General features: G+C 42.7%; 20 protein-coding genes. 6 read left to right on the forward strand and 14 right to left on the reverse strand.

Translation table 11 applies throughout. The features are described 5' to 3' along the window. Positions 1-116: 116 nt before the first annotated feature. The 3 genes from PAE54_RS04170 to PAE54_RS04180 all read right to left on the reverse strand — a co-directional run bounded on the left by PAE54_RS04170 (position 117) and on the right by PAE54_RS04180 (position 3,356). Positions 117-608, reverse strand: a complete 492-nt coding sequence (locus PAE54_RS04170; RefSeq protein ID WP_326518545.1) for a CinA family protein — start codon at positions 606-608, stop codon at positions 117-119. Positions 609-925: 317 nt separating this feature from the next. Beyond that, positions 926-1,411 carry a MarR family winged helix-turn-helix transcriptional regulator gene (locus tag PAE54_RS04175; protein WP_273779199.1) on the reverse strand — a complete coding sequence of 162 codons (486 nt, stop codon included), beginning with the start codon at positions 1,409-1,411 and terminating at the stop codon, positions 926-928. A 652-nt stretch (positions 1,412-2,063) separates the two neighbouring features. Then, positions 2,064-3,356 carry a sigma-54 interaction domain-containing protein gene (locus PAE54_RS04180; protein ID WP_326518546.1) on the reverse strand — a complete coding sequence of 431 codons (1,293 nt, stop codon included), beginning with the start codon at positions 3,354-3,356 and terminating at the stop codon, positions 2,064-2,066. 203 nt (positions 3,357-3,559) lie between these two features. Here PAE54_RS04180 and PAE54_RS04185 point away from each other — a divergent pair, with 203 nt between their 5' ends. The 3 genes from PAE54_RS04185 to PAE54_RS04195 all read left to right on the forward strand — a co-directional run bounded on the left by PAE54_RS04185 (position 3,560) and on the right by PAE54_RS04195 (position 6,822). Continuing rightward, the gene (locus PAE54_RS04185; protein ID WP_273779201.1) at positions 3,560-4,249 is read left to right on the forward strand and encodes an MBL fold metallo-hydrolase; all 690 of its coding nucleotides are present in this window, start codon (positions 3,560-3,562) and stop codon (positions 4,247-4,249) included. A gap of 18 nt (positions 4,250-4,267) precedes the next feature. Then, positions 4,268-5,935, forward strand: a complete 1,668-nt coding sequence (locus PAE54_RS04190) for a bifunctional protein tyrosine phosphatase family protein/NAD(P)/FAD-dependent oxidoreductase (protein WP_326518547.1) — start codon at positions 4,268-4,270, stop codon at positions 5,933-5,935. A gap of 95 nt (positions 5,936-6,030) precedes the next feature. Then, the gene (locus PAE54_RS04195; RefSeq protein ID WP_326518548.1) at positions 6,031-6,822 is read left to right on the forward strand and encodes a sulfite exporter TauE/SafE family protein; all 792 of its coding nucleotides are present in this window, start codon (positions 6,031-6,033) and stop codon (positions 6,820-6,822) included. 88 nt (positions 6,823-6,910) lie between these two features. Here PAE54_RS04195 and ppk1 read toward each other — a convergent pair whose 3' ends face one another. After that, positions 6,911-8,974, reverse strand: coding sequence for a polyphosphate kinase 1 (gene ppk1, locus PAE54_RS04200; protein ID WP_326518549.1), 2,064 nt, complete (start codon positions 8,972-8,974; stop codon positions 6,911-6,913). A gap of 490 nt (positions 8,975-9,464) precedes the next feature. Here ppk1 and PAE54_RS04205 point away from each other — a divergent pair, with 490 nt between their 5' ends. Beyond that, on the forward strand, positions 9,465-10,319 hold the full coding sequence (locus PAE54_RS04205; RefSeq protein ID WP_326518550.1) for a hypothetical protein: 855 nt from the start codon (positions 9,465-9,467) through the stop codon (positions 10,317-10,319). A gap of 114 nt (positions 10,320-10,433) precedes the next feature. On the opposite strand, the gene PAE54_RS04210 is transcribed toward PAE54_RS04205, so the two are convergent. Together PAE54_RS04210 and PAE54_RS04215 are read right to left on the reverse strand one after the other, a co-directional pair. Then, positions 10,434-13,394, reverse strand: a complete 2,961-nt coding sequence (locus tag PAE54_RS04210; RefSeq protein WP_326518551.1) for a bifunctional diguanylate cyclase/phosphodiesterase — start codon at positions 13,392-13,394, stop codon at positions 10,434-10,436. A gap of 342 nt (positions 13,395-13,736) precedes the next feature. Further along, positions 13,737-14,432, reverse strand: a complete 696-nt coding sequence (locus PAE54_RS04215; RefSeq protein ID WP_326518552.1) for a cupin domain-containing protein — start codon at positions 14,430-14,432, stop codon at positions 13,737-13,739. 487 nt (positions 14,433-14,919) lie between these two features. Between PAE54_RS04215 and PAE54_RS04220 the strand changes: the two genes are divergently transcribed. After that, entirely contained in the window at positions 14,920-15,720 is an 801-nt protein-coding gene (locus tag PAE54_RS04220) for a thioesterase family protein (protein ID WP_326518553.1), read from the forward strand. 121 nt (positions 15,721-15,841) lie between these two features. Here the strand turns inward: PAE54_RS04220 and PAE54_RS04225 are convergent, their stop codons facing one another. After that, on the reverse strand, positions 15,842-16,282 hold the full coding sequence (locus PAE54_RS04225) for a universal stress protein (protein WP_326518554.1): 441 nt from the start codon (positions 16,280-16,282) through the stop codon (positions 15,842-15,844). Positions 16,283-16,551: 269 nt separating this feature from the next. On the opposite strand from PAE54_RS04225, the gene PAE54_RS04230 reads away from it, so the two are divergent. Continuing rightward, positions 16,552-16,917: a hypothetical protein gene (locus PAE54_RS04230; RefSeq protein ID WP_273779268.1), complete on the forward strand. Its 366-nt coding sequence runs from the start codon at positions 16,552-16,554 to the stop codon at positions 16,915-16,917. 76 nt (positions 16,918-16,993) lie between these two features. Here PAE54_RS04230 and gcvH read toward each other — a convergent pair whose 3' ends face one another. The 7 genes from gcvH to PAE54_RS04265 form a co-directional block, all read right to left on the reverse strand. Continuing rightward, the gene (gene gcvH / locus PAE54_RS04235; RefSeq protein ID WP_273779267.1) at positions 16,994-17,368 is read right to left on the reverse strand and encodes a glycine cleavage system protein GcvH; all 375 of its coding nucleotides are present in this window, start codon (positions 17,366-17,368) and stop codon (positions 16,994-16,996) included. A gap of 138 nt (positions 17,369-17,506) precedes the next feature. Next, the gene (locus PAE54_RS04240) at positions 17,507-17,962 is read right to left on the reverse strand and encodes a MaoC family dehydratase (protein WP_326518555.1); all 456 of its coding nucleotides are present in this window, start codon (positions 17,960-17,962) and stop codon (positions 17,507-17,509) included. Between the two features lie 15 nt (positions 17,963-17,977). Beyond that, entirely contained in the window at positions 17,978-19,804 is a 1,827-nt protein-coding gene (locus PAE54_RS04245; RefSeq protein ID WP_326518556.1) for an ABC transporter ATP-binding protein, read from the reverse strand. 370 nt (positions 19,805-20,174) lie between these two features. Beyond that, positions 20,175-20,711, reverse strand: a complete 537-nt coding sequence (locus PAE54_RS04250) for a DUF2058 domain-containing protein (RefSeq protein WP_326518557.1) — start codon at positions 20,709-20,711, stop codon at positions 20,175-20,177. 9 nt (positions 20,712-20,720) lie between these two features. Beyond that, positions 20,721-21,401 carry a YoaK family protein gene (locus PAE54_RS04255; RefSeq protein ID WP_273779261.1) on the reverse strand — a complete coding sequence of 227 codons (681 nt, stop codon included), beginning with the start codon at positions 21,399-21,401 and terminating at the stop codon, positions 20,721-20,723. A 25-nt stretch (positions 21,402-21,426) separates the two neighbouring features. Next, on the reverse strand, positions 21,427-22,623 hold the full coding sequence (sstT, locus tag PAE54_RS04260; RefSeq protein WP_326518558.1) for a serine/threonine transporter SstT: 1,197 nt from the start codon (positions 22,621-22,623) through the stop codon (positions 21,427-21,429). Between the two features lie 90 nt (positions 22,624-22,713). After that, a complete protein-coding gene (locus PAE54_RS04265; protein WP_326518592.1) occupies positions 22,714-24,456 on the reverse strand; it encodes a SulP family inorganic anion transporter in 1,743 nt (580 codons plus the stop codon). Positions 24,457-24,479: the final 23 nt, after the last annotated feature.

Genomic DNA, 24,479 nt, shown 5'->3' on the forward strand with positions numbered 1-24,479 from the left:
GGTTTTCTACCAATCAAAAAACGGGCAGCCTTAGGGGTGCCCGTTTTTATTTGATTTCATCACCCGAAAAAATAAGCAAAATTTCCGCATCTATTCGTTTAAATTGGATGAATGACTCAATAAGTGTCGGTTGACTCGTGACTAATGAGTTCGATTAGTTCGCTGGCAACACATTCGGTCAATTGATCCAGTTTTTCAGTCGGTGTGCCAGCAAGTAGATAGTGAAAATGATATTGCATTTGCTGATGCTGAATACAGACAAAGAAGGTTCCGACAGGTTTGTTCTCGCAGGCACTTCCACCCGGTTTAAGCAGCCCGGTACAGGCAATGACATAATCTGCATGCTGAAACAGCATTTGACCTTGGGTTGCTAGGGCAGCCGTGACTTCAGGTGATTCTGCTGTGTATTGTGCAATTAAAGCAGGATCAATTTTGAGAATTTCCACTTTAATACTGGGGTCATAAGAGACCATGCTTCCCAAAAGGATTTTCGCACCACTATTTTTATAAATTGAAAACTGGCTACACAAATAGCCGGAACTGGCACTTTCTACGAAGGCGATTTTAAGCTTTTTTTGTTCGAGTAGATCACAACATTGCTTCAGCATAAATTTCCCAAGCAAACAAACCTGACTCATCAAAATACGCGATCTAAGATGCACTGAATAGATGAAAAGTAAAAAATGTGCAGGTGTTTATGGATTCGACAATATGCCATGATTCTGTCATAAACGTCGCGCATACTGCTTCACATAATAATAAACAATCATTCAGCGCAGTTTTCACTGGCTGTACTTACGGTCTGCCCGTTTCTCATCATATGCGTCCGAGAAGCGGGCTATATTTTTATGGCTGATTATAAAATTTAAGAAGAGTTTGAAGATGAAAACAGCCAGTTCTTTTAAACCGGCCGCTTTATGTTCATTTAAGACTGATAACGCATTTCAGGTGCTAGATTATGAAATAGCGTTTTCAAATTCATAATCAACTTATCAATTTGTAATGGGGTCAGCCCGGAAAAAGAATCTTCCAATAATGCAGAGGTCAATTCTGTAGCTTTCTGAACTGTTTTCTGGCCTTTTTCAGTTAAGTACACCCGGGTAATTCGTGCATCATTTTTGCAAGGGTAGGTTTCAATCAAACCATCTGATTTCAACCGTTGCAAAATTTTAACTGTTGTCGACATTTTTGAAATCATGCGTTCAGAAAGTTCAGAAATACTGGCATGTGGATGCGTATAGATCGCATGAAGAAATTTGCCTTCCGAATAATTTAAGCCTAACTTTTTGAGCACTTTTTCAAGTTGATGAACATATTGTGCATAGACTTGAGTAACCCAAAAATAAGGGAAAGTTTCTGTGTTTTTAGAGTCTTGATAGCTTGGCAAAAATTTTTCGTATTTTTTATTCATAAGCATCACCCAAATTTATATGAGTTATTGTTTGGTATTTTTATTATAAGGTAAAACTGCGATCTATTTTGTTTTTTGCTTAATAAATGCAGTTAAATATGTAAAAAAAATCAACATATAATTGAAAAATTTATTTTTTAAAGTGAATTTTCACTCTTTTTTGACAGTATTTATATGTTGAAAATCTATTTTTTTAAAGAAATTTTTGATTTTTATTTTTGGTGTTTTTTTTAAATTATCTTTATGATTTATAGGGGTTTTTATTTTTATTTAAAAATAAAATTTATTTCTTTAAGGTTTAATTAAAATTAAAATTTTAAAAAATAATATAATGTATTAGTGATTTTAAAGGTCTTTAAATTAATGCTTAATTCATGAATAATATAAAGAAAAAATATCAATATTAATTGATTGATATATATTTTGATACATTTTATAGGAGTAAATCCTTATTTTTTGTGTGGGATTTATTGATTAAGTGAAGTTGATGTGTGTATATTAATTAAACAACAAGAAGAGCGAAAAGCTCCCTCCACACTGCAGTAAGGTGCAGCTAATACCCATCCCCCCGAATGGGTATTTTTTTATCTATATTTTGCAGTGTTGAGCAATCTTTCAAATAGCTGTTTAGCCTGAGCTGTAGTTAAAACATTTATAAATGATACTTTTTGCGATAACGCCATAAAGTGGTTCGGCTGATGCCTAATTCATCGGCAGCCTGTTGTTGATCATTGTGATATTTTGCTAAGACTAAGCGCAGCTTTTCTGCGGTAATCACGGATGTATTTGTTACATTCGGATTCTGAAGAGGGACATTTTCCATAATTTCCTGGGGTAAATCCTCAAGATCAATCTGTTCTTTATCATGTGCCATAATCAGGGCATACAGCAGGGTGTTTCTGAGTTCTCGTACATTTCCCGGCCAGTCATAAGCCATCAGGCTTTGCATGGCGGCTTTAGAAATCCTGATCGGATTTGTACGTTCTGCAGCGGTATTTTCTGAAAGGATAAATTGAGTGAGTAAAGGAAGATCTTCTTTACGTTCTCTTAACGGTGGGATAAAAATAGGAATCACACGTAAACGGTATAATAGGTCTTGGCGGAAGCGTCCCTGACGCGCTTCTTCACGTAAGGCACGATGGGTGGCGGCGATAATTCGTACATTGGCACGAATGGGTTTTTCCCCCCCTAAAGGCGTGAATTCCCCAGTTTCCAGCACCCTTAATAGCTTGGCTTGCAACTCAAGTGGAATTTCTGCAATTTCATCTAGAAAGAGTGTGCCGCCTGCAGCTTGCTCAAATACGCCTTTATGATCACGAATAGCCCCTGTGAATGCACCTTTTACATGGCCAAATAACTCACTTTCTAGAATATTCACATTGAGTGCTGCACAGTTGATCGCGATAAAAACCCGATCCTTACGCAGGCTAAAATCATGAATTGCTTTTGCCACCAGTTCTTTGCCACTACCAGATTCTCCACGTACAAGTACCGGAAACTCTGTAACCGCAACACGTTGGATGATAGAAAACATCTGTTGCATTTTGGGTGAGCTACTATGGAAGCGTTGAGCAAATTGTTCACTCACTTGGACTGATGACGTCGTAGAGACAGTCTGTTTTGCTGGTGGGGTGTAGGGCAAAATCAGATACAGCCAGCCTTCTTGTTTTTCTTGAATAAGCTGCACTTGCTGCCGATAGTGTAATAACTGCATAACATGCTGTTGTTTATCCTGTAGTTGAATGACAGGAGATAAGGGCGATTCAGATTTGAGCTGATCAAGCAGATTTTGCACGTCTATTGTTGGGGAATCAGCCCCTTGTGTCAGCCAAATGACCTGATGCGTGAGATCACAAAGCAACAGGATGCTTTGGGGAAATAATTGCAGATTTTGTGCAGAGCGTTCTTTGAGTTGTGCTAATGAGGTTAAAAGGAGTTTTGTCATATAAAATGTGATTAATGTTTCAACTATTGTTTCATAGTATATCGGTGAAACATTAATTGAAACAAAAATCATGGTGCTACTTTCAAATATATCTTTCTAAAATTTATAAGATATTGAAATATAAAAATAAATTATATTATTAAAAATATGGCACATCCTTTGCATTATAAGAGTAGGTTTTCAAATTAAATGGATTCAAGACAATGTTATTTAAGCAATTTTTTGAAAAGGAAAGTTCAACATATACCTATTTACTGGCATGTGAACAGACGAAAGAAGCTGTACTGATTGATCCGGTTACTTCGGAAGTCGAGCATTATTTGGCTGAGCTGGAACAGCATGGATTAAAGCTGCTCTATACCTTGGATACCCATGTACATGCTGACCACGTGACGGCTGCGAATGCGTTAAGAGAGATTTGTGGTTCACGTTCAATCTTGCATCGTAACAGTGGCGTTGAGTGTGGGGATATCTATATTACAGATCGCAGTGCAGTACGGGTGGGCACGTTCCTGATTGAAGCACGTTATACCCCAGGCCATACCAATGCCTGTACCAGTTATGTGGTCGATAACATGGTGTTTACTGGAGATGCGCTGTTAATTGATGGTTGTGGCCGTACCGATTTTCAGGAAGGCAATGCCAATACTCTATATGACAGTATTCATCAACAGCTGTTTACTTTGCCTGACGAAACGATCGTTTATCCAGGACATGATTATAAAGGGCGTTTATCGTCTACGATTGGCCATGAGCGTCAATACAATTCACGTTTGGGACAGCATCGCAGCCGTGAAGAATTCATTGAAATTATGAATAACCTGAATCTACCGTATCCAGCCAAGATTGATATTGCCTTACCTGCAAATAAAGCGTGTGGCGCAAGCAAGTAAGCGATTAGGAGTAAATCGATGAAATTGAAACAGATCAACGCTGAGTTTTGGGTCGCAGACCAAATTAGCATTCAAGATGTTGCTGAGCTCGCAGAAAAAGGGATTAAAACCATTTTCTGTAACCGCCCGGATGGTGAAGGTAGTGATCAGCCAAACTTTATCGAAATTCAGAAAATGGCTGAGCAATATGGTATCGCGATTCAATATCAGCCAGTGCTGAGTGGCAAAATTACCGATACACAGGCACAGGAATTTGCTGCAAATTATCGTACTGCAGAGAAACCCGTATTGGCCTATTGCCGTTCGGGAACACGCTCGATTTCATTGTGGGCTTTATCTGAGGTACAGCCGCAATCTTATGACGAGATGTTGGCTCGTAGTAGTGCAGCAGGTTATGACTTACGTGCCATTGTACCGCGTTTGATGAAAAAGAATTTTCCAAGTCAAGAAATTGCCTGTTATTCGGTGGTGATTGTTGGGGCGGGAGCCGCGGGGATTTCGGTTGCGGCCAGTCTGCTTAGCCGCCAACCGAATCTGGATATTGCCATTATTGATCCGGCTGACGTGCATTATTATCAGCCAGGCTGGACCATGGTGGGTGGAGGGATATTTTCTCCTCAGACAACCGCACGACCAATGCAGAGTGTGTTGCCGAAACAGGTGAAGTGGATTCAGGCTGCAGTCGCTGCGTTTGATCCTGAACAACGCCAAGTGATTCTGGAAGGTTGCATGCCGCTTAATTACCGTACCTTGGTGGTGTGTCCAGGATTAAAACTGAACTGGCATGGTATTGATGGTCTGGTCGAAACGCTGGGTCAAAATGGAGTCACTTCAAATTATCGTTATGATCTGGCACCTTATACTTGGAAGTTAGTACAAAACCTGAAAAAGGGTAAAGCGATCTTTACCCAACCGCCGATGCCGATCAAATGTGCCGGTGCACCACAAAAGGCAATGTATCTGTCTGCGGATTACTGGTTAAAACAAGGGGTTTTGAAAGACATTTCCATCGATTTCTATAATACGGGTGCCGTGCTGTTTGGTGTGAAAGAGTATGTCCCGGCATTAATGGAATACGTAAAACGTTATCAGGCCAATCTGCATTTTAATCATCAACTGGTGAAAGTGGATGGTCCGAATAAAAAAGCCTGGTTTAAAGTGACGGATGGTGATCAGATTTCTACTGTTGAAACTGATTTTGATTTCTTGCATGTGGTTCCACCACAGCAGGCACCTGATTTTATTCGTGCCAGTACCTTAACCGATGAGGCAGGCTGGGTCAGTGTGAATCCTGCAACTTTACAGCACACCCGTTATCCAGACATTTTTGCGTTGGGGGATGTCAGCAATACCCCGAATGCGAAAACAGCTGCTGCTGCGCGTGCACAGGCTCCGATTGTGGCTGAAAATGTTTTGGCCCAGCTTCAGGGCCGTCAGAAATTCTTTGAATATAACGGTTATGGTTCATGTCCACTTACGGTAGAGCGTGGCAAGATCGTATTGGCTGAATTCGGTTATGGTGGCAAGTTGTTACCAAGTTTTCCAAAATGGTTCATCGATGGGACTCAGCCATCACGAATGGCTTGGCTGCTGAAAGAGCAAATCCTGCCACCAATTTACTGGCAAGGGATGCTTAAAGGCCGCGAGTGGATGGTCAAGCCCAAAAAACAGGTTGAAACTGTTTAATCTGCTGTTTTTGCAATACAACTTGGCGCTCTGTAGCCAATTCAATAAGACGGTGGTTTCTCTCAGGAGAGTCACCAGGCTTAGGAAGAATTTTCATGATGCTATTGGTGATTGAAGGCATTCTCATTGGTTTACTGCTAGGTTTGACTGGAGCAGGCGGCGGAATTCTGGCTGTACCTGCCTTGATGGTTAGCCAGGGCTGGACTGTTTCTCAGGCGGCGCCAGTAGGTTTGCTGGCTGTAACGTTTTCAGCACTGATCGGAACCATACAGGGCCTGATGAAGAGAATTGTACGTTATCGTGCAGCCATGTGGATTGCGCTGATTTCATCACCGATGGCTTATGTTGGGGTGCGTTTGGCCCAGCAGATTCCTGCAGTCTGGCTGGCTTTGGCATTCAGTGGCGTGATGTTTATTGTGGCTTACCGATTGTTCGCTCATGGCAGTTCGGAGTTTTCCAATCCGCCGTGCAAGATCAACCCTGAAACCGGTAAGCTGATCTGGAATGTGAAAACAGCAGGTGTGCTGGGTATGATTGGTGTCATTGCCGGGTTACTGACCGGGATGCTCGGAGTGGGTGGTGGATTTGTGATTGTACCCGCCTTACGTAAAGCCACCAATTTGAGTATGCACAGTATCGTGGCGACTTCGTTGATGATCATTTTCCTGATCGGGGGCATGAGTATCGCGATTAACGTGCTCGAAGGGTTTGATTATCCGGTATCGGTTACACTGACCTTTGTCGCAGCTTGTGTGACCGGGATGTTAATCGGACGTGTGGCGATCAGTAAAATTCCTGCAGGTTTGGTACAAAAAATCTTTGCCTTTACGGTGATTGGTGTTGCGCTATATATGCTGATCAAAGCTGTACTGCAATTAATCGCATAACAGTTATGGATAAATATAGGTAAAGTAAAAAAGTCTGCCATCGGGCAGACTTTTTTACTTTGAGCAGATGCTGTTTAACGCCCTAGAATTATATTTTCAGCAACTTCTGATTGAGTAAATATTGCTGGGCGCTGTGAGGACTCTGTCCTGCGACAGGCTGGGCTTCATGCCATTCTCCTGTTGCACTGAGTTCCCATGCACCTTGGTTATCATGCAGATAATTAATCAGGCCATCTTCAAAGATTTTTTTCTTGACCTTCTTGTTGAGGATTGGAAAACAGGTTTCCACCCGAGAAAACAGGTTACGTCCCATCCAGTCTGCACTGGCACAAAACAGTTTATCTTCACCGCCATGCTTAAAATAATAAACCCGGGTATGTTCTAAAAAACGCCCGACAATTGAACGCACATGAATATTTTCTGATAGACCTTTGACTTGCGGGATCAGGCAGCAAATCGAGCGGATGATCAGGTCAATTTTGACACCTGCATTGGACGCCTTATATAACGCTGTGATCAGTTGTGGTTCCGTTAAGGCATTGACTTTAATAATAATGTGAGCACTTTCACCAGCCTGTGCAAAAGCAATTTCCTGTTCAATCAGCTTAAGCAGCTCATTGTGCAGCGTAAATGGGGCATGGAACAATTTATTGAGTTTTGCCATGCGCCCCATACCGGTCAGTTCCTGGAACATCTTATGCACATCTTCACAAATGTCGGCTTCTGTCGTCATCAGGCCATAATCCGTATACATTTTGGCATTACCGGCGTGATAGTTTCCGGTGCCAAGATGGACATAACGCGCCAAATGATGTTCTTCGCGACGCACGATCAGGATCATTTTGGCATGTGTCTTATAACCGACAATGCCATACACGACAACGGCTCCCGCTTCCTGCAAAATGTTCGCGACAGTAATATTGGATTCTTCATCAAAACGTGCGCGTAGCTCAATCACGGCAGTGACTTCTTTTCCATTGCGTGCTGCTTCTGCCAAGACCTGAACAATTTCCGAATCCGGTCCGCTACGATACAGGGTTTGTTTGATGGCTAGAACATTCGGATCTTTGGCTGCTTCTTTTAACAGGTTAATAACTGGGTTAAAAGAGTCAAAAGGATGATGCAGCAGGACATCTTCTTTTTTTAGCAATTCAAAAATCGATTTGGCCTTATAGATGGCTTTAGGAATCGTGGGAGTAAACTTTGTGTGCTTCAGCTCTGGATAGGGAAAATCAGTCGTCAAGCGCGACAAATTAATCGGGCCATCAATCAGATAAAGCTGTTGCTCATCCAGATCGAATTGATCCAGTAAGTAAGCAACAATTTCCTTTGGACATTCCTGATTGACTTCCAGACGTACCGCACGTCCAAAACGCCGTGAAGACAATTCATCTTTCAAGGCAACAGCTAAATCATCAATATCTTCTGCGAGAGTCAAGTCAGCATTACGTGTCACCCGGAAAGCATAACATCCCGTTGCTTTCATGCCAGGGAACAGGTCATTGATATGCTCTTGAATGATCGCCGAAAGGAAAATATGTTCTTCGGCTCCACCTGCAACGTCTGGGGGTAATTTGATCAATCGTGGTAATGAGCGTGGAGCAGGTACAATCGCCATACTGATTTCCCTTCCGAATGCATCTTTACCTTCTAGACTGACAATAAAGTTCAGGCTTTTGTTCACTAAGCGTGGAAAAGGATGAGAAGGGTCCAGGCTAATAGGCGTAACAACCGGTTGAACCTGTTTAGCGAAGTAAGCTGCGATCCAGTTTTTATGCTTAGCCAGAATATCTTTGTGTTGAATAAAATGAATGCCTAAACCCTGCAATTGCGGCAGAATGGCATAATTCAAAATATTGTACTGTTCCTGCACCGCTTGATGCACATTCTGTGAAAGCTCACTCAGCACACGTTCTGTCGGAAGACCATCTGGTGTTCGGGTAGCATTATTTAAATCAAATTGTTTCATTAAACCCGCAACGCGGATTTCAAAAAATTCATCCAGATTTCGTGAAAAAATCATCAAGAAATTGAGTCTTTCCAATAAAGGTAATTCCAGATTTTTGGCTTGTGCGAGGACACGACGGTTAAACTCGAATAATGAAAGTTCACGGTTAAAATAGGTTTTTGAGGAGTGCTGAAAATCGTCCATATCGTGGAAATTCACTATACAAGAGGGGAGAAAGATTTTTAATGTATAGCCATGCTAGGTTTTATATATGACAGTAATGTTACATTAAATTTTTAAATATATAAGAAAAATGAATATAAAATATAAACTTAGTTTTACTTTTAATTTAAATTTCGCAATCGTGACAGAATTATAAAATTTATATGACAGAAATGTGAAATATCCAGAGATTGTGTACTTTTACTACATGATAGAAAATGCTCTATTTTTGTGCATTTAGAATGATTCCTCTTATATTTAACTTCACAACTGTTTTAATAGAAAAAATTAAGCAATGAAAGGTAATTGACGGTGAAGCCAGAGCGCTGACTGGCACATGAAAATTTTTGTATAAAAGGTTTAAATGTGATTTAAATCACATTTTGTTAAGATATTCACTACTTATGAATAGCTGAAATAAACAGCAAACTCGCTTTAAATTTTGACCTGAAAAATTGATAGAAGGGTAACAATGAAAAAAATAATGTTGTGCGGTGTATTGGCTTGTAGCTTCATGTTCTCGCCGATGGTTTTAGCAAAAGCAGTTGTATTTAATGCGACTACAATCGCCAAGACTCAGCTCGAATCATTAAGTTTTAAAAACCTGATGCGCACTTTATATCCAGGACAAATGGTCAATGTTGATGTGCAGGATGAGAGCATTGCGCAGATGCCCCACATTGGATTAGAAAGACCCGACCGTGACAATAATCAAACGGTTGCCGTGATGCATCCCGTGCTCGGCTATCCAAATACCTCACAACAGAAGCGCTATCTGGTGATGATTGAAAAGCTGCAAGTCAGTGATGGAGCAGTACAAAGTTGTCATGCTTGTAGTGCTGATGCAGATCTTTATCTGTTTAAACAATTGCCGAATGGGCGATTCCAGCTGGTCAGCCGGAGTGCTCCTAAAGCACAATTTGGTGGCTCATGGGGACGAGTTGATCTGGATCTTAAACAGATTCAACAGAATCTCCAGCCCTTCGGTAAACAGCTTACTGGAAGTTATTTCAAAATTGGTTATACCAGTACCGGAACAACCATGAGTAGCTGGCAAGCCTTATTTTTATCCGAGAATGACTATATTCGCAGTTATGAAATTGCGGATGGTGGTGCAGATAATGCCGGCAATTATGAGCCCGATTCGCCGTTATTTTACAATTATACGAGTACTTTAAAAATAATTCCGAATGGTACAGCTTATTACCCAGTTCGTGTGACTTATACAGGTGAGAAACCGATGGCAGATGACACGATTCGGCATGTGAACTATAGCGAGAATTTACGCTTTGATCCGGTCCACGGGAAATATAAATCTGCACCTTAATCACTCAAGTTTAGACAACAAAAAAGCCCATTGAGTTTCGCAGTGGGCTTTTTATTTCGGAAGCGTATTAAAAAAAATAGCCTAAGTAATCCAAATATTTAAATATAATTGAACTCATAAATGAGTTTTCAATACCTTCCGAGGGGTCTGTTGCAGAAATAAATAATGCTCCAATTCATCAATCGGCATTGGCTTAGCAAATAAATAACCTTGATAATGATAACAACCCTGTTTTTCTAATATATCGCGTTGAGCTTCAGTTTCTACACCTTCTGCCAAAACGGAAATACCGAGAGTTTTTGCCAGTACAATAATCATTTTTGCGATTTCTGCATCATTCGTACTCACCTCAATATCGCGGACAAAACCTTGGTCAATTTTGAGCTGATCAATCGGAATCCGTTTCAGGTAGGTAAGCGAAGAATATCCCGTACCAAAATCATCCAGCGAAAACATGACACCATAACGTTTCAGCACCGTCATTTTTTCAATGATGTCTTCAATCTTCATCACCAATGCACTTTCAGTGAGTTCCAATTTCAAGAGATGTGCTGGAGCTTGAGTACGTTCTAGAATATCAAGGATGTCTTGTACAAACTCATCACGTGCAAACTGACTGGCACTCACATTTACAGCAATACTAAGATTGGCTGTTTGTGGCTGTTTGGACCATACCGTTAACTGGCGACAGGCCGTTTCCAATACCCAACGCCCCAATGAAATAATCAGACCATTTTCTTCTGCTACCGGGATAAAGCGGGCCGGTGAAATCATCCCTTGCGTTGGATGCTGCCAACGTAACAGTGCTTCCACACCCGTGACCTGTTTTGCTCCGTTCACTTGAGGTTGGTAGTACAGGATGAACTGATTTTTTTCCAGTGCTTGACGTAAGCCCGCATCAATATCAGCACGCTGTTGCACCTGGGATTGGATTTGCGGATCAAAAAAACGATAGGTATTACGACCATAAGTTTTGGCATCACTCATGGCGATATCCGCTCTTTTAATCGGATCTTGTACATTCTCATCGGCTTGTAAGCCGAACAGGCTAATCCCAATACTCGCTGAACTACGATATTCCGAATTTCCAAAGAAATAGGGTTGAGTTAGAGCTTGTAGAATACGCTTCGCCGTACTCTCAGCCTGCTGGATTGCGCTGGCTTCGGACGTGCTTAGCGGATCCAGTAATACAACAAATTCATCACTGCCGAGACGGGCAATCATATGATTTGTGCCAACACATTCTAATAGGCGAGTGGCTACTTGCTGAAGTAAACGATCACCAGTTTCGTGACCTTCTGTATCGTTCAAAGCCTTGAAGTTATCTAGATCAATACACAGAATTACGCCAGTTTGCTTGTTAGATTCTGCATCGCGTATGCTCTGTTCAAGACGTTCTAAAAATAAGCGGCGATTAGGTAATTTAGTTAAAGAATCATAAAAGGCAAGCAAACGGACTTTTTCTTCCGAGGCTTTATAGGCAGAGAGATCTGTAATCGAGGCAACATAATGGGTGATTTGACCATTTTCATCGCGAACACTGGCAATTGAGATGTGTTGCGGGTAGAGATCTCCATTTTTGCGTTTATTCCAGATTTCTCCTTGCCAGGAGCCTGTGGTACGAATGTGGTCCCACATGGTGGCATAAAAATTTTTATCGTGCATGCCGGATTGCAGGATGTGAGGCGTATGTCCAATCAGTTCTTGCTGGCTATAACCGGTGATTTCGGAAAATGCTTTGTTGATACGTAAAATCACCAGATTGGGATCTGTAATTAACATCCCGACCTGAGATTCAAATGCTGTCGCTGCAATCCGCTGGTTCTCTTCAGCCTTTTTTCGTTCCGTAATATCACGTGCTGAACCGAAGAAAACTTGATAGTCATCAAGATGAACCATCACAGAACTGACTTCTACCGGATAGCGTTCACCTTGAGCATTTTGATAAAGCGTTTCAAAACGGATACCTTCAGGTTTGTGAATGTTCTCCTTGATCAGGTCCTGAATTTCTTGTTTGTTATAACAGACGTCCCAATAACATGGGGTTTTCCCAATGACATCTTCGGGAGGGTGACCAATCATCTGAAAAAATGAGTCGCTCGCTTCCAGAAGCTTACCTTGCATATCAAGTACATGAATGCCGTCTTTTGCATTGCGTAACAACATCTGGCTGCGACGGTTGGCTAAGACACTCGCCTGGATCTGCCGCCAGAGTTGCCAAGCAGCAACGCTGGTCACGATCAGAAAGAGTAATTCCAGCAATATGGCTTTGGTAATGTCATCGTACCATTGAGCAAGATAGTCATCTTCACCCAACCCCACAATGACAAACACCGGCATACTGCTGAGCCGGCGAAAGTTGCCAATTCGTGGAATTTTATCGGTTGTTTTTCGCGTGTAAAGGGTACCCGACTGGGCGCCAGCACGAACCAGCTGAATCAGTTCCGGTGGGCCGCCCACATAACCGACCCTGCCATTCGGTGTTTGCAGAGTAGGATGACGGGCGATAATCCGGAAATTCAGATCCTGAACCAGAACTACACCTTTAGGGCCGACATCCAAATCTGAAATGAGGGTATTAAAGTAACTGGCAGGCAATGTAGCGGTTATTATCCCCGCAAAATTTCCATTTGCATCATGATAAGGCCGAGCAAATACATTGACCCAATCTTTACCATTTGGCTCCTGAATCAGTTTGGTCACCAATAACGGGTCTTTAGCTTGTTGAGCTTTTTTAAAGAAAGGATAGTGAGCATAACTGAAAGTATTGGCTAAACTGCTATTTCCATATCTGATCTGACCTTGAGCATCTGTGACATGAATGTTTGCAATGGAATGAATCCAGTTTTCTTGTTTTTGAATGAGCTGATTAATCTCTACAGGATTCAGCTGTTGTTTTTCACGTAATTCTTTATCTAAAAAAGTCTGCAAAATATGTAAAGATAAATCGATTTCTCTAGCGCTGCTGCTAACACTTTTTTCCAGCAGCAAGGTTAGATTTTCAACGCTGGTACGAATCTCACTTTCTTTGCGTTCACGTGAAGTCTGAAGGGTATAGACTAACAGAGCGATCATAAAAATATTCATGATCGCGACGGTAAGAAAAAGAAAGACGAAAATCGATTTGTTCTTTTGCAGCATATTCGCTCTGAAATCTAAGATTTTATTGGCGGTACCAAGGTCGCATCCAAGCCGGATAAATTTACTTTTTTACATGATCGGTTCAGCGCTCTCTCATCAGTGGTCAAGAAATAACAGATGCATATTGTTATATGAATAATGTAATGATTTTTCGATGATTAAGCTAGCCTGCTTTAGACGAATGAAAGCTTGCCAATATGAGATATATCAGAGTTTATCCGCTTAGATAGCATTTCTTTTTTGGATTAAATCGAAGAATGATTTAAAACCATTGCATTATTCAATTTCAAAGCGGCATACATTGATATGTTCTAAAGGTGCGCTTTTAATCCAGACACAAGCCCCTTGTGCGCCGACTTTTAACTCCAGTGGCATTCCTGCGGGTAGACGGATCCATGACCAGGTTTCCATGATTTCCGGACCGGACTGAAATGAGCCAGAGACCACAAACACTTCTAAGCCCGATGGATTGATAATTGTACGTGTGGTATTCGCACACCAGCTTTCCAGACGTACTTCTTCATCAAACTGGTTAAAAAGCACCATGGAGTGGTCGTGTTGCGTGGAGAAAATCATGTCATTTGAAGGGAGGATGCTTATACGCTGATGATCATCCTGCCGAAATTGCCATAATTTGACTAAAATAGTGCAGCCTTGATCCGAGCGTGGTGTATGCATTGAACCTGGAGGATTTCGTACATAACTGCCTGCGGGATAATCTCCATGTTCATCCTGAAAAATCCCTTTTAATACCAAAAACTCCTCACCTCCACTATGAATATGTTGAGGGAATTGGCTGCCTGCTGCATATTCAACGATCGAGGTGGCACGCGCTTTTTCATTACCTACCCGATAGAGAATTCGGCGTTTCACACCTTGTGCAGGACTATCGATCCACGGTTGTTGGCGAGCATGTACAATCGTTGCCACCGACAGGTCATCATTCACGCGAATCATAGAGTTATGTGCCATATCCAGTCATCCAGGCTCAGGATTGCATAGAGATTTTAACTTAGCATATCTTGCATCTGAATCAATGAAAATGATTGCTCAAATATCAAAAAATAACTGAATGACAATAAGATACATCAGTTGTGCTGTGCTTATAGGCAGAAGAGAAAAACCAGGAGTAATCAAATCACTTAATGCTTGGTTGAAGTGAACTGCTTCAAAATCGATTGTGATCATAAAAGAAAAGCGACGATTCAGTCAGTTAATTTCATTGACGCAGAGGGTCTAAATCTATGAAAAATGAAAACAGTTTTGATCGGAGTTCCGATTTTATCTTACGTAAAACAGATTTAAAAATGTTGTGATTCAGCAACGGATGCAACCGCAATTTAAACAGGTTAGATAGAATCGGACATTGAGCGTTCATCCTGCATGAATATTAAGTATTAAATCAGGAAATTTAAAAAAGTGTTTGCAGCACGCTAATGAAAAAAAGACCAGGGAATTTATGTCAGCATATTATCAACTGATCCAACGTGATCAAGACAGCAACGGTCAAGTGACCGCCCATTACCGTTCCACTCTTCATGCACAAGGTGCATGGAATACCCATGAACAGCATATGGCTCCAGCCACCGGCATTGTTTGTGCTGAGCTGGAACAATTTATGCCACGTTCGGATATGCGCATTGGCCGGATCAGTCTGGATATTTTTGGTCTGATTGCCTTTGGTGATTTTAGCATCCAGACGCGAATTATTCGCCCCGGTAAAACCATTGAATTGATTGAAGCTGAGATGCAGGCGAATGGAAAAACCTGCATTATCGCACGCGCATGGCGTATGTTGATTCAAGACTCGACCAGTATTGCCGGTCTGGAAGACCATCCTGTCGAACATCCGGAAAACCTGCCAGTATGGCAGGGGATTAAACGCTGGCCAGGCGGTTTTATTCAAAGCGTTGAAGCAAGAACTGACCAGCACCGGCCGGGTAAGGGAATTGTATGGTTACATACTCAAACCCAAATGATTGAAGGGCAGCAAACTAGTGATTTTGTCCGCCTGATGGGCTTGGTGGATACGGCAAATGGGGTTGTACCAAGACAACAAAACGAATTTGAATGGATGTTCCCGAATTTGGATCTACAGATTCATCTTTATCGCTGGCCACAAGGTGAATGGCTGGGTATTCAAGCTGTACAGCAATATGGACAAGATGGTATTGGTCTGACGAGCGCCGTGCTGCATGATGTGCATGGACCCTTTGGACGCAGTGAACAAATCCTTACCTTGAGAAAGATGTCAGCGTAACCGTAGCAAAAGAAAAAAACCGGATGATTCCATCCGGTTTTTTAATAAAAAACAACGATCTTTAGGGTCATTTCCGGTATATTTTATTTCACTATTAAAATAGCCTAAGCAAAAAAAGAAATTATTTAACAACTAAAACCGGAATATGCGTTTTATTTAAAACATCCTGAGCAACACTACCCAACATTAATTTTTTCAAGCCCGTACGACCATGTGAACCAATCACGATCAAATCGGCACCAATCTCATGCGCAACATGCACAATACCGGTTTCAGTCGGCTCACCTTTAATAATTCGGATCTCTGAAGCAATTCCAGCTTGCGCACAAATACTTTCAATTCGGGCTAGCACTTTTTTGGCATGAGCTTCAGCCTGAATAAAATATTCTGTAATGACAGGGGTGACATTATAAAAATCGACACCTACAAATGGATCCACTGCAATGACACACACAGCCGTAATTTTACTGTTAAAGGCTTTCGCCATCTGAATGGCCTGTTTGATTGCTGCCTGAGAAATATCTGAATCATCTACAGGTACAAGGATATGTTGAAAGGTCATGATGTTCTCCTTATTGTTATGGAATCTAGCGTGTTATTCCTATCATTTTTAAGGCTAGCATATTTGCTTGCAACAGCACGCACTACAAAAAATTATTTTTGCTGTTTTAAGTGGATTCATCTGTTTAAAAGCTAGACTTTATAAAATATTCAAGGACTAAGACTGCGTGATTAATCGTGTGAGACGTTGATCTGTTCACAATAAAAATTCCGCAAAGATGCAGAAAAATGATAGGATTTATGCGATTTTGTTCTCTGGAGCGCCGGGAAATGTCGCATTTATCAAAATATGTCGAGGCCATTTTGCATCCTGAACTCAATTGTGATTATGTGATCGATGATGTCAAAACCCGCGTTAAACAGTGGAATGAAGATGAAGTGGAAGTCACACAAGAGATTTCCACTTATCATTTTACTAACGGCGCAGTAATCAAGCGGGTGGTAGAGCAAAACCATGAACCTGTCGAGTTGGAAAATTGTGCTGAAGGCTGGATTATGTATATGGTGATGCAGCAGAACCAAACATTACCTGACATTCGACCGAAGCGGATTCAATTTAACTCAAGTTGTCGTGAAGCGTTCTGGCTACGTTATTTCCGTGATCCAAACAGTGGTCATTCCGCACTGATTTCCTGATCATTTGGCTAATCATTTCATGAGCACAAAAAAGGCATATCTATTGATATGCCTTTTGAATTATGTTGCAGCTGAATTATAAGCCCGCTTCATAATCCTGGTTTGAAAGTAGCTGTTCAATATCTGCCAGGTTGTCTGCTTTAATTTTATAAATCCAGCCCTTGCCATACGGATCTTCATTGACAAAATCCGGGTCATCTTCAAGCGCAGTATTGACCTCAACCACGACACCAGATACCGGTGCATGAATATCAGAAGCCGTTTTAACAGATTCCACAACACCGGCCTGTTCACCTGCAGTCACACGGCTACCGACTTCCGGGGTTTCAACATAGACCAGATCACCTAAAGCATCCTGCGCGTGGTCTGAGATACCCGTAATCACAAGATCACCTTCAATTTTTACCCATTCATGTGTATTTGCATACTTCAAATCTGAAGGATGATGCATGAGGACTCCTTAAAAGCATTCCACAATTTTTGCATTGTTTTATACATGGTTTTGTCTTAAAACAAAAGTTCTATTATGACTTTACTTGACCTTGCCAGTGACTTGCTTTCCTGCAAGTGTCTGACGGCGAAAGGCATATCAATTTACCGTTTCAGCCAAGCCACGTCGGAACACCAGAATTTTGGTGGTTGAATTCATCAGGATTTCACCATTCTGGTTAAATGCCTGACTGTTATAGCTAACCAAACCTCGGTCAGCTTTGTTTTTGGACGGCTGGATTTCACTAATTTCCACTTCTACATGGATCTGATCTCCTGGGCGTGTCGGTCGAGGCCAGCGCACACTAGATTCAGCACCGATCAGGCCATGCACGACAGGAAAACATTCCGTCCATAATCGCATCACGACAGCGGATGTATGCCAGCCGCTAGCAGCAAGCCCCTGAAAAATAGGGTGCTGCTGAGCTTCCTCTTCATCAAGATGGAAAGGTTGAGGATCATACATCTGAGCGAATTGCAGAATTTCGTCCAGTTTCATTTCATATTTGCGGCTGACAAAGCGATCACCCACCTGTAAATCTTCCAGATACAGCATTTTATGTCCCCTTGATTATTGTTCTAGCAAAAAACCACCCGTTTGACGTTGCCAAAGCTGGGCATAAATTCCATTTTGTGCGATCAGTTGTTCGTGTGTGCCTTGCTCGGCAATTTGACCCTGGTCGAGTACGATCAATCGGTCCATCTGCGCAATCGTCGATAAGCGGTGAGCAATTGCAATCACTGTTTTGTCCTGCATTAAACCATTTAAACTGGATTGAATGGCCGCTTCAACTTCTGAGTCCAGTGCACTGGTTGCTTCATCCAGAATCAGAATCGGTGCATCTTTCAGGAATACCCGGGCAATTGCGATACGCTGACGCTGACCACCGGACAATTTCACACCACGTTCTCCCACATAAGCATCATAACCGCTCTGTCCTCGGCCATCCAACAATTGTGGAATAAATTCATCCGCTTTGGCCTTGGCTACGGCAATTTGCATCTCTTCATCGGTTGCATCGGGACGGCCATATTTAATATTTTCTGCCACGGTACGATGCAACAGAGAGGTGTCCTGAGTGACTAAAGCAATGTTGGCGCGTAAGCTGTCTTGCGTAACGTCTGCAATATTCTGTCCATCAATCAGGATTTCACCCTGTTTCAATTCATAGAAATGCAGTAGTAACTGAATCAGCGTGGATTTTCCTGCACCCGAACGGCCGACAATGCCAATTTTTTCACCCGGACGAATATGCAGGTTGAAGTTCTCAATGACAGGTTTTGTATTGTAAGCAAACTGCAAATTACGAAACTCAATCTCACCATGTGAAACCTGTAATGGTTTTGCTTCAGGCTTGTCCGTAATTGTAATAGGCTTGGCTAGCGTGTGCATGCCATCCTGAATGGTTCCAATATTTTCAAACAGGGCTGCAATCTGCCACATGATGAAAAAAGCCATACTGTTGAGTTTTAAAATCATGGCTGTAGTTGCGGCAATAACACCAACACCCACCTGTCCATTGACCCAGAGATGAATTGCCACGCCAATTACACCGATAAACAAAACCGCGCTGAGGATGTGGATGCTGATGTCAAACTGCGTACCCAAACGCATTTGCTTGTACACCGTTACCATGAATTCTTTCATGGATTGTTTGGCATATTGGCTTTCACGTCCAGCGTGGGCAAACAGTTTAACAGTCTGGATATTGGTATAAGAATCGGTTACACGACCCGTCATTACGGCGCGCGCATCAGCCTGTTCCTGAGAAACTTTGCCCAAACGTGGAATAAAATAGGTCGCGGCCACAATAAACAGCGCTAACCAGATGAGCAGGGGCAAGATCAGTTGCGTAGAAATTGCGCCCAAGACCACAGAAATGGTAATGAAATACACAATCACATAGGCAAAGATATCCCCCAAGATGACCCAGAATTCGCGTACGGCAAGAGCGGTTTGCATGACTTTGGCCGACAGACGTCCGGCAAAATCATTATGGAAAAAATCCAGGCTCTGACGCAGCAACAAATTATGAAAGCGCCAGCGTAAACGCATGGGAAAAGTGCTGTACAGAATCTGATGCTTGACGATGGACTGCAAACTGGCAAAGAAAATATTGGCAAACAAAATCACGCTGAGCATTATCAGGTTGAGCCGGTGATTTTCATAGAAATGCTCGGGCTTGGAAGTATTGAGCCAGTCCACCAGTTGTCCGATCTGAGAAAACAGGATGGCTTCAAAGGCTGCCGCACCCGCAGTACAAATCACTAAGGCCAGCAGATACGGGCGAACCCCCTCGGCTGCTTGCCAAATAAACGCAAAAAAACGCTTAGGTAAGGGTTCGTAAAGACGTTTCGAGGGATACGCATCAACTCGCTTTTCGAACCATTTCAGCATAATAAACTCACAATATAAAAAGTATTCAAGAATTCCGCCGGATGCGGCATCATTGATGGATGAATAAACGGCTGTTGTACATCGAATCAGAAACAACGTATGTTCTTATCCTGAATCAGAGAATTGTCTCAGTCTTGCAACAAGTAAACGTCGGTATGGCTTACCTTTTAGCCATCATGCAATACTCAATTCTCTGCTAAAAATAGCAGATAGACAAAAGTGATTGATCTAAAAAGCCTTATTTTTCAGTATAGAACAATCCAAACTCATGTATAAAAACGAATGAAACGGTTTAAGCAGATACCCAAACCGTTCGTTTTCTCGACTTTTCAATGCTTAGAAAAAAATCATCAGAATAATGAACTACTTTTTACCACATTAAATCATCCGGAATGACATAAGCCGCATATGGGTCTTCTTCATCTGTGGTCTGCTCATTCTTTTCAGAATTGTCGACGATAATAAAACCCTGCATTTTTTCATTGATGCGTTCAGCCAATGCTTTAGGCAAGCAGGCATAACGATCCTGATCTTTTGCAATCACTAGACTGCCAGCGACCAGTGCATTGTAAATTTGCTGGTTGATATACACTTTTTTGATTTTATCTTCATCGATAAACTGATAGCTGATCTCACCATCGGTATCCCGAATTTTGTGCTGGTTAATCATTTGCACAATTGAGGCCTTGAGCGCTTTTTCTTCAAGTTGGCGCTGTTTTTCCTGGTTGAGAGCCTGATCTTTGGCCAGTTTTTCCTGCTGGGCCTTTTCCAGCTCGGCTTTCAGTTCGGCTTCATTGTTTTGTCCAGTGCGTTGTTCATGTTGAGCCTGTTTGCTCAGTTTTTTTGCTTTTTTATTGTCCACTAAACCAGCTTTTAACAGTTGAGCCTGAAGCGCATTTTTAACCATAACAACTCTCTAAACATCCGAACGATAGTGAAAATAGAAATAATAAACAGCCCAATAGCCAAGGCTCAGCAACATGCTTAACGCCACAGGCACTAAAAACGAATCTAGGCCGAGAAGGGGATAGAGCACTGCCGCAATGATACCGCCCACCAAGAAGCCCAGTAAAATCAGAAAATGTAAAATAATCCTGCGATGATCTACATGTAAACCACGCGCCAGATAGCCAAAGGCCAGTCCCAAGTCGGTCAGTACGCCGGATAAATGCGTGGTTCGAATAATGGTGCCTTTATAGTGGCTGACCATGGCATTTTGTACCCCCATTGCAGCACTGGCCCAAAGCAGGGAGTAGGCGGGGAAATAGGGCACAAAAACCCAGCAGAACAACAGGAATAGCCCCACCAGTGTCAACGGAATTCCGTAGCGGTGCCCAAACTGAAAATGGCTATTGCCCAGGATCACTCCGCTATAGAAAGATCCAAGTACATAACAGAACAATACCAATGCCAGATAGAGCACATGAGCATAATCGGCCTTGATCAACGCCATCGCGATATTGCTGACATTACCAGTCATATGCGAAATGGACTGATGCAATACCGTTAATAAGCCCATTACATTGACCATGCCCGCATTTAAAGCAAGCATGAAGGCTCCCGCCTGAACCCATTTCGGCAAATGTTGTAATGGCATAAGCAACTCACTGATGTCGCGTAAATTATTTTTTGCTAATCAAATCAACAGCACAGGTGAATAATACATCAGTTGAGGAGTTAATGGCAGTTTCTGTTGAGTCTTGTAAAATTGAAATGACCATACCAATCGCAACGACCTGCATGGCGATTTCAGACGGAATGCCAAACAGGCCACATGCGACCGGAATCAGCAGTAAGGAACCCCCGGCTACCCCTGATGCACCACAGGCAGAAATAGTCGCCACTACTGAAAGGATCAGCATACTCACCAGACTCACTTCAATAGCTAAAGTATGTGCAGCAGCCAAGGTGAGTACAGTAATGGTCACGGCCGCGCCTCCCATATTTACGGTTGCACCGAGTGGAATCGCAATCCCAGACAGGGATGGATTTACCCCCAGACGTTTGGCCAAATCCAGATTGACCGGAATATTGGCTGCCGAACTACGGGTAAAAAAGGCAGTGAGGCCACTTTCACGCAAGCAGGTGAAAACCAGTGGATAGGGATTTTGACGGATCGTGATCCAGACAATGAGCGGGTTGATCACCAGTGCAACAAATAGCATGGTGCCCAGCAAAACAGCAAGAAGATGAGCATAGCTACTCAGGGTTGCCAGTCCAGCATCGGCAAATGTCACGGCTACCAGACCAAAAATTCCCACAGGTGCAAAAGCAATCACCCAACGGATAACCTGATTAATCGCCAAAGCAAAATCTTGTAAAGTCGTTTTGGTCTGATCACTGGCATGACGTAAACCAATACCTAAACCCACAGCCCAAGCCAAAATGCCAATAAAGTTTGCTTCAGAAAGCGCGGTGATGGGATTAGTTACAAAGCTGAGTAACAAGTTCTTCAGGATTTCACTCAGGTTTTCTGGCGGTTGCAGGTTACTTTGTGCCGGAATGTCTAAAAACAGGGTACTTGGAAATAAAATACTGGCAGAGACCGCACTGATGGCGGCCAGTAACATGCCAATCACATACAGTATGAGCACGGGTCTGATGTGTGTACCATGACCAACTTTAAAATTAGCGATGGAAGACATCACCAATACAAAAACCAGAATCGGTGCGACCGATTTTAAGGCCTTGATAAAAATGTCGCCCAATAAGCTGAGGTAAGGTGTGAATTGTGGAAACAGCCATGCAACCGCAATACCGAGCACAATCGCAAGCATAATGCGTTGCACCAGACCCAATCGGGAGAAGAGAGCAGACATAACGAGGCCCTGAGGGAGAAAAACAAAGGCGGCATTTTATACCAAGAAGTCTAAAGTCAAAATGCTTTTAGCGAAATGCCATCGCTGTAATCAGCGGACTTTTGGCTGCAGTCCATATATTTCAGGATCCAGCGCCTGGACAGCCAAATAATGCGAAAGAAAAATCTGTCCGGATAAATGCTGGGGAAATTCTGCACTGTTGAGCTTGTCAATCACTGGTCCTTTAACCTCGGATAAATGCAGTTGGATACCGAGTTTCTCCAGTTCATCATTGACTTCTTCCAGCATTTCAAGAGCGCTCAGATCAATCGCAGATATACTGGAACAGTTAATAATCACATGCTGCAGCTCAGGGTTTTGGCTCACTTCGGTAATAATATAGCCTTTAATGCTGTTGGCATTGAGAAAATTCAGGTTCTCATCAATCCGCATGGAAAAAATTTTGGGGCTCGTCCGTACTTCATGACGGGAAATATTACGAAAATGCTGGGTGCCTTCCACCAGCCCCAGTGTAGCGACGTGGGGACGACTAATACGCCAGAGCATAAGGATAAAAGTGGAAATGATGCCGAGCAGCAAACCGGTGCTTAGATCAATCAACAATACCGCAAAAAAAGTGATCCACATGGCCAGACCATCAGCTTTGGAATAACGCCAAGTATCAAAAAAAGTCTGAAATTGCACCAGTTTCCAAATCGAGACCAGAATGGTCGCTGCCAAAATAGCCAGCGGCAAGTGAGTAAAAATACTGGTGAAAAACAGTCCGACAATGACAATAAACAGCGAAGATAGAACACCGGCCATGGGTGTTTTGGCACCTGCTTCAGCATTCACCACAGTCCGCGACAAACTGCCGGTGACCGGGAATGCTGAACTGATCCCCGCACTGAGATTGGCCAGTCCCAAGGCGATTAACTCCTGATTGTTATTCAGGTTGCTACGTTTTTGTAAAGCCGTGGCCTGTGCAATCGATAAAGACTCGACAAAGCTGATCATGGCAATCATAAATGCACCTGGCAGCAGTTGTAGCAGCATGGATAAAGACCATTCTGGCATGTGCAACGGCGGAAAGCCTTGAGGAATAGGACCTACGGTTTTGAGTTGTTGCAAGTCAATCCAGTGGAACTGAACCACCGCAATCGACAATAACACCATAACGAGGGGCAATGACTTGATCATGAAGTCAAGCGTGTGTCCGGAAAATGGCAGAAAACGGCGTAACAATAGCGGAGTAAATAATAAAAAGGTCAGGCCGGCCAAGCTGGACAATACGCTTTCTATGTTCGTCGCTGGCCAATGTTGCCAAGCACTCATGGCAAATTTGATCAGATTGTCACCCTGTAAGGGGATATCAAACAGAAACTTGAGCTGTCCCAACGCAATCAGTACGGCTGAGGCGATCACAAAACTTTTAATTACGGGATGGCTGATCAGTTGAATCAAAAAACCAAAACGCAATACACCCAATAATACTGAAATGCCACCGGTCAGTAGGGCCAGCAGCATTGCTGCTTCAATATAGGCCACGGAACCAACACTATAAAAAGGACTCAGCGCTGCATAGGTCATCATGGAAATCAGGGCAACCGGACCAATCGACAAGGTCGGGCTACCGCCAAACAAGGCGTAAACCAGCATTGGGAAAACACTGGCATATAAGCCCATGACCGGAGGAAGTCCCGCCAACATGGCATAAGCCATGCCTTGCGGCACCAGCATGGCGATCACGATCAGGGCCGAAAGTAAATCAGCCCTAAAGCTTTGTGCATCATAATGACGCAACCATTGGCTGGCGGGGATCAGCTGTTTCAGGTTTATGCGGGACACAGGCATCACATGTTTTAAATCATTTCTGA

Source organism: Acinetobacter minutum, from assembly GCF_035916735.1.
Classification (GTDB): Bacteria; Pseudomonadota; Gammaproteobacteria; order Pseudomonadales; family Moraxellaceae; genus Acinetobacter.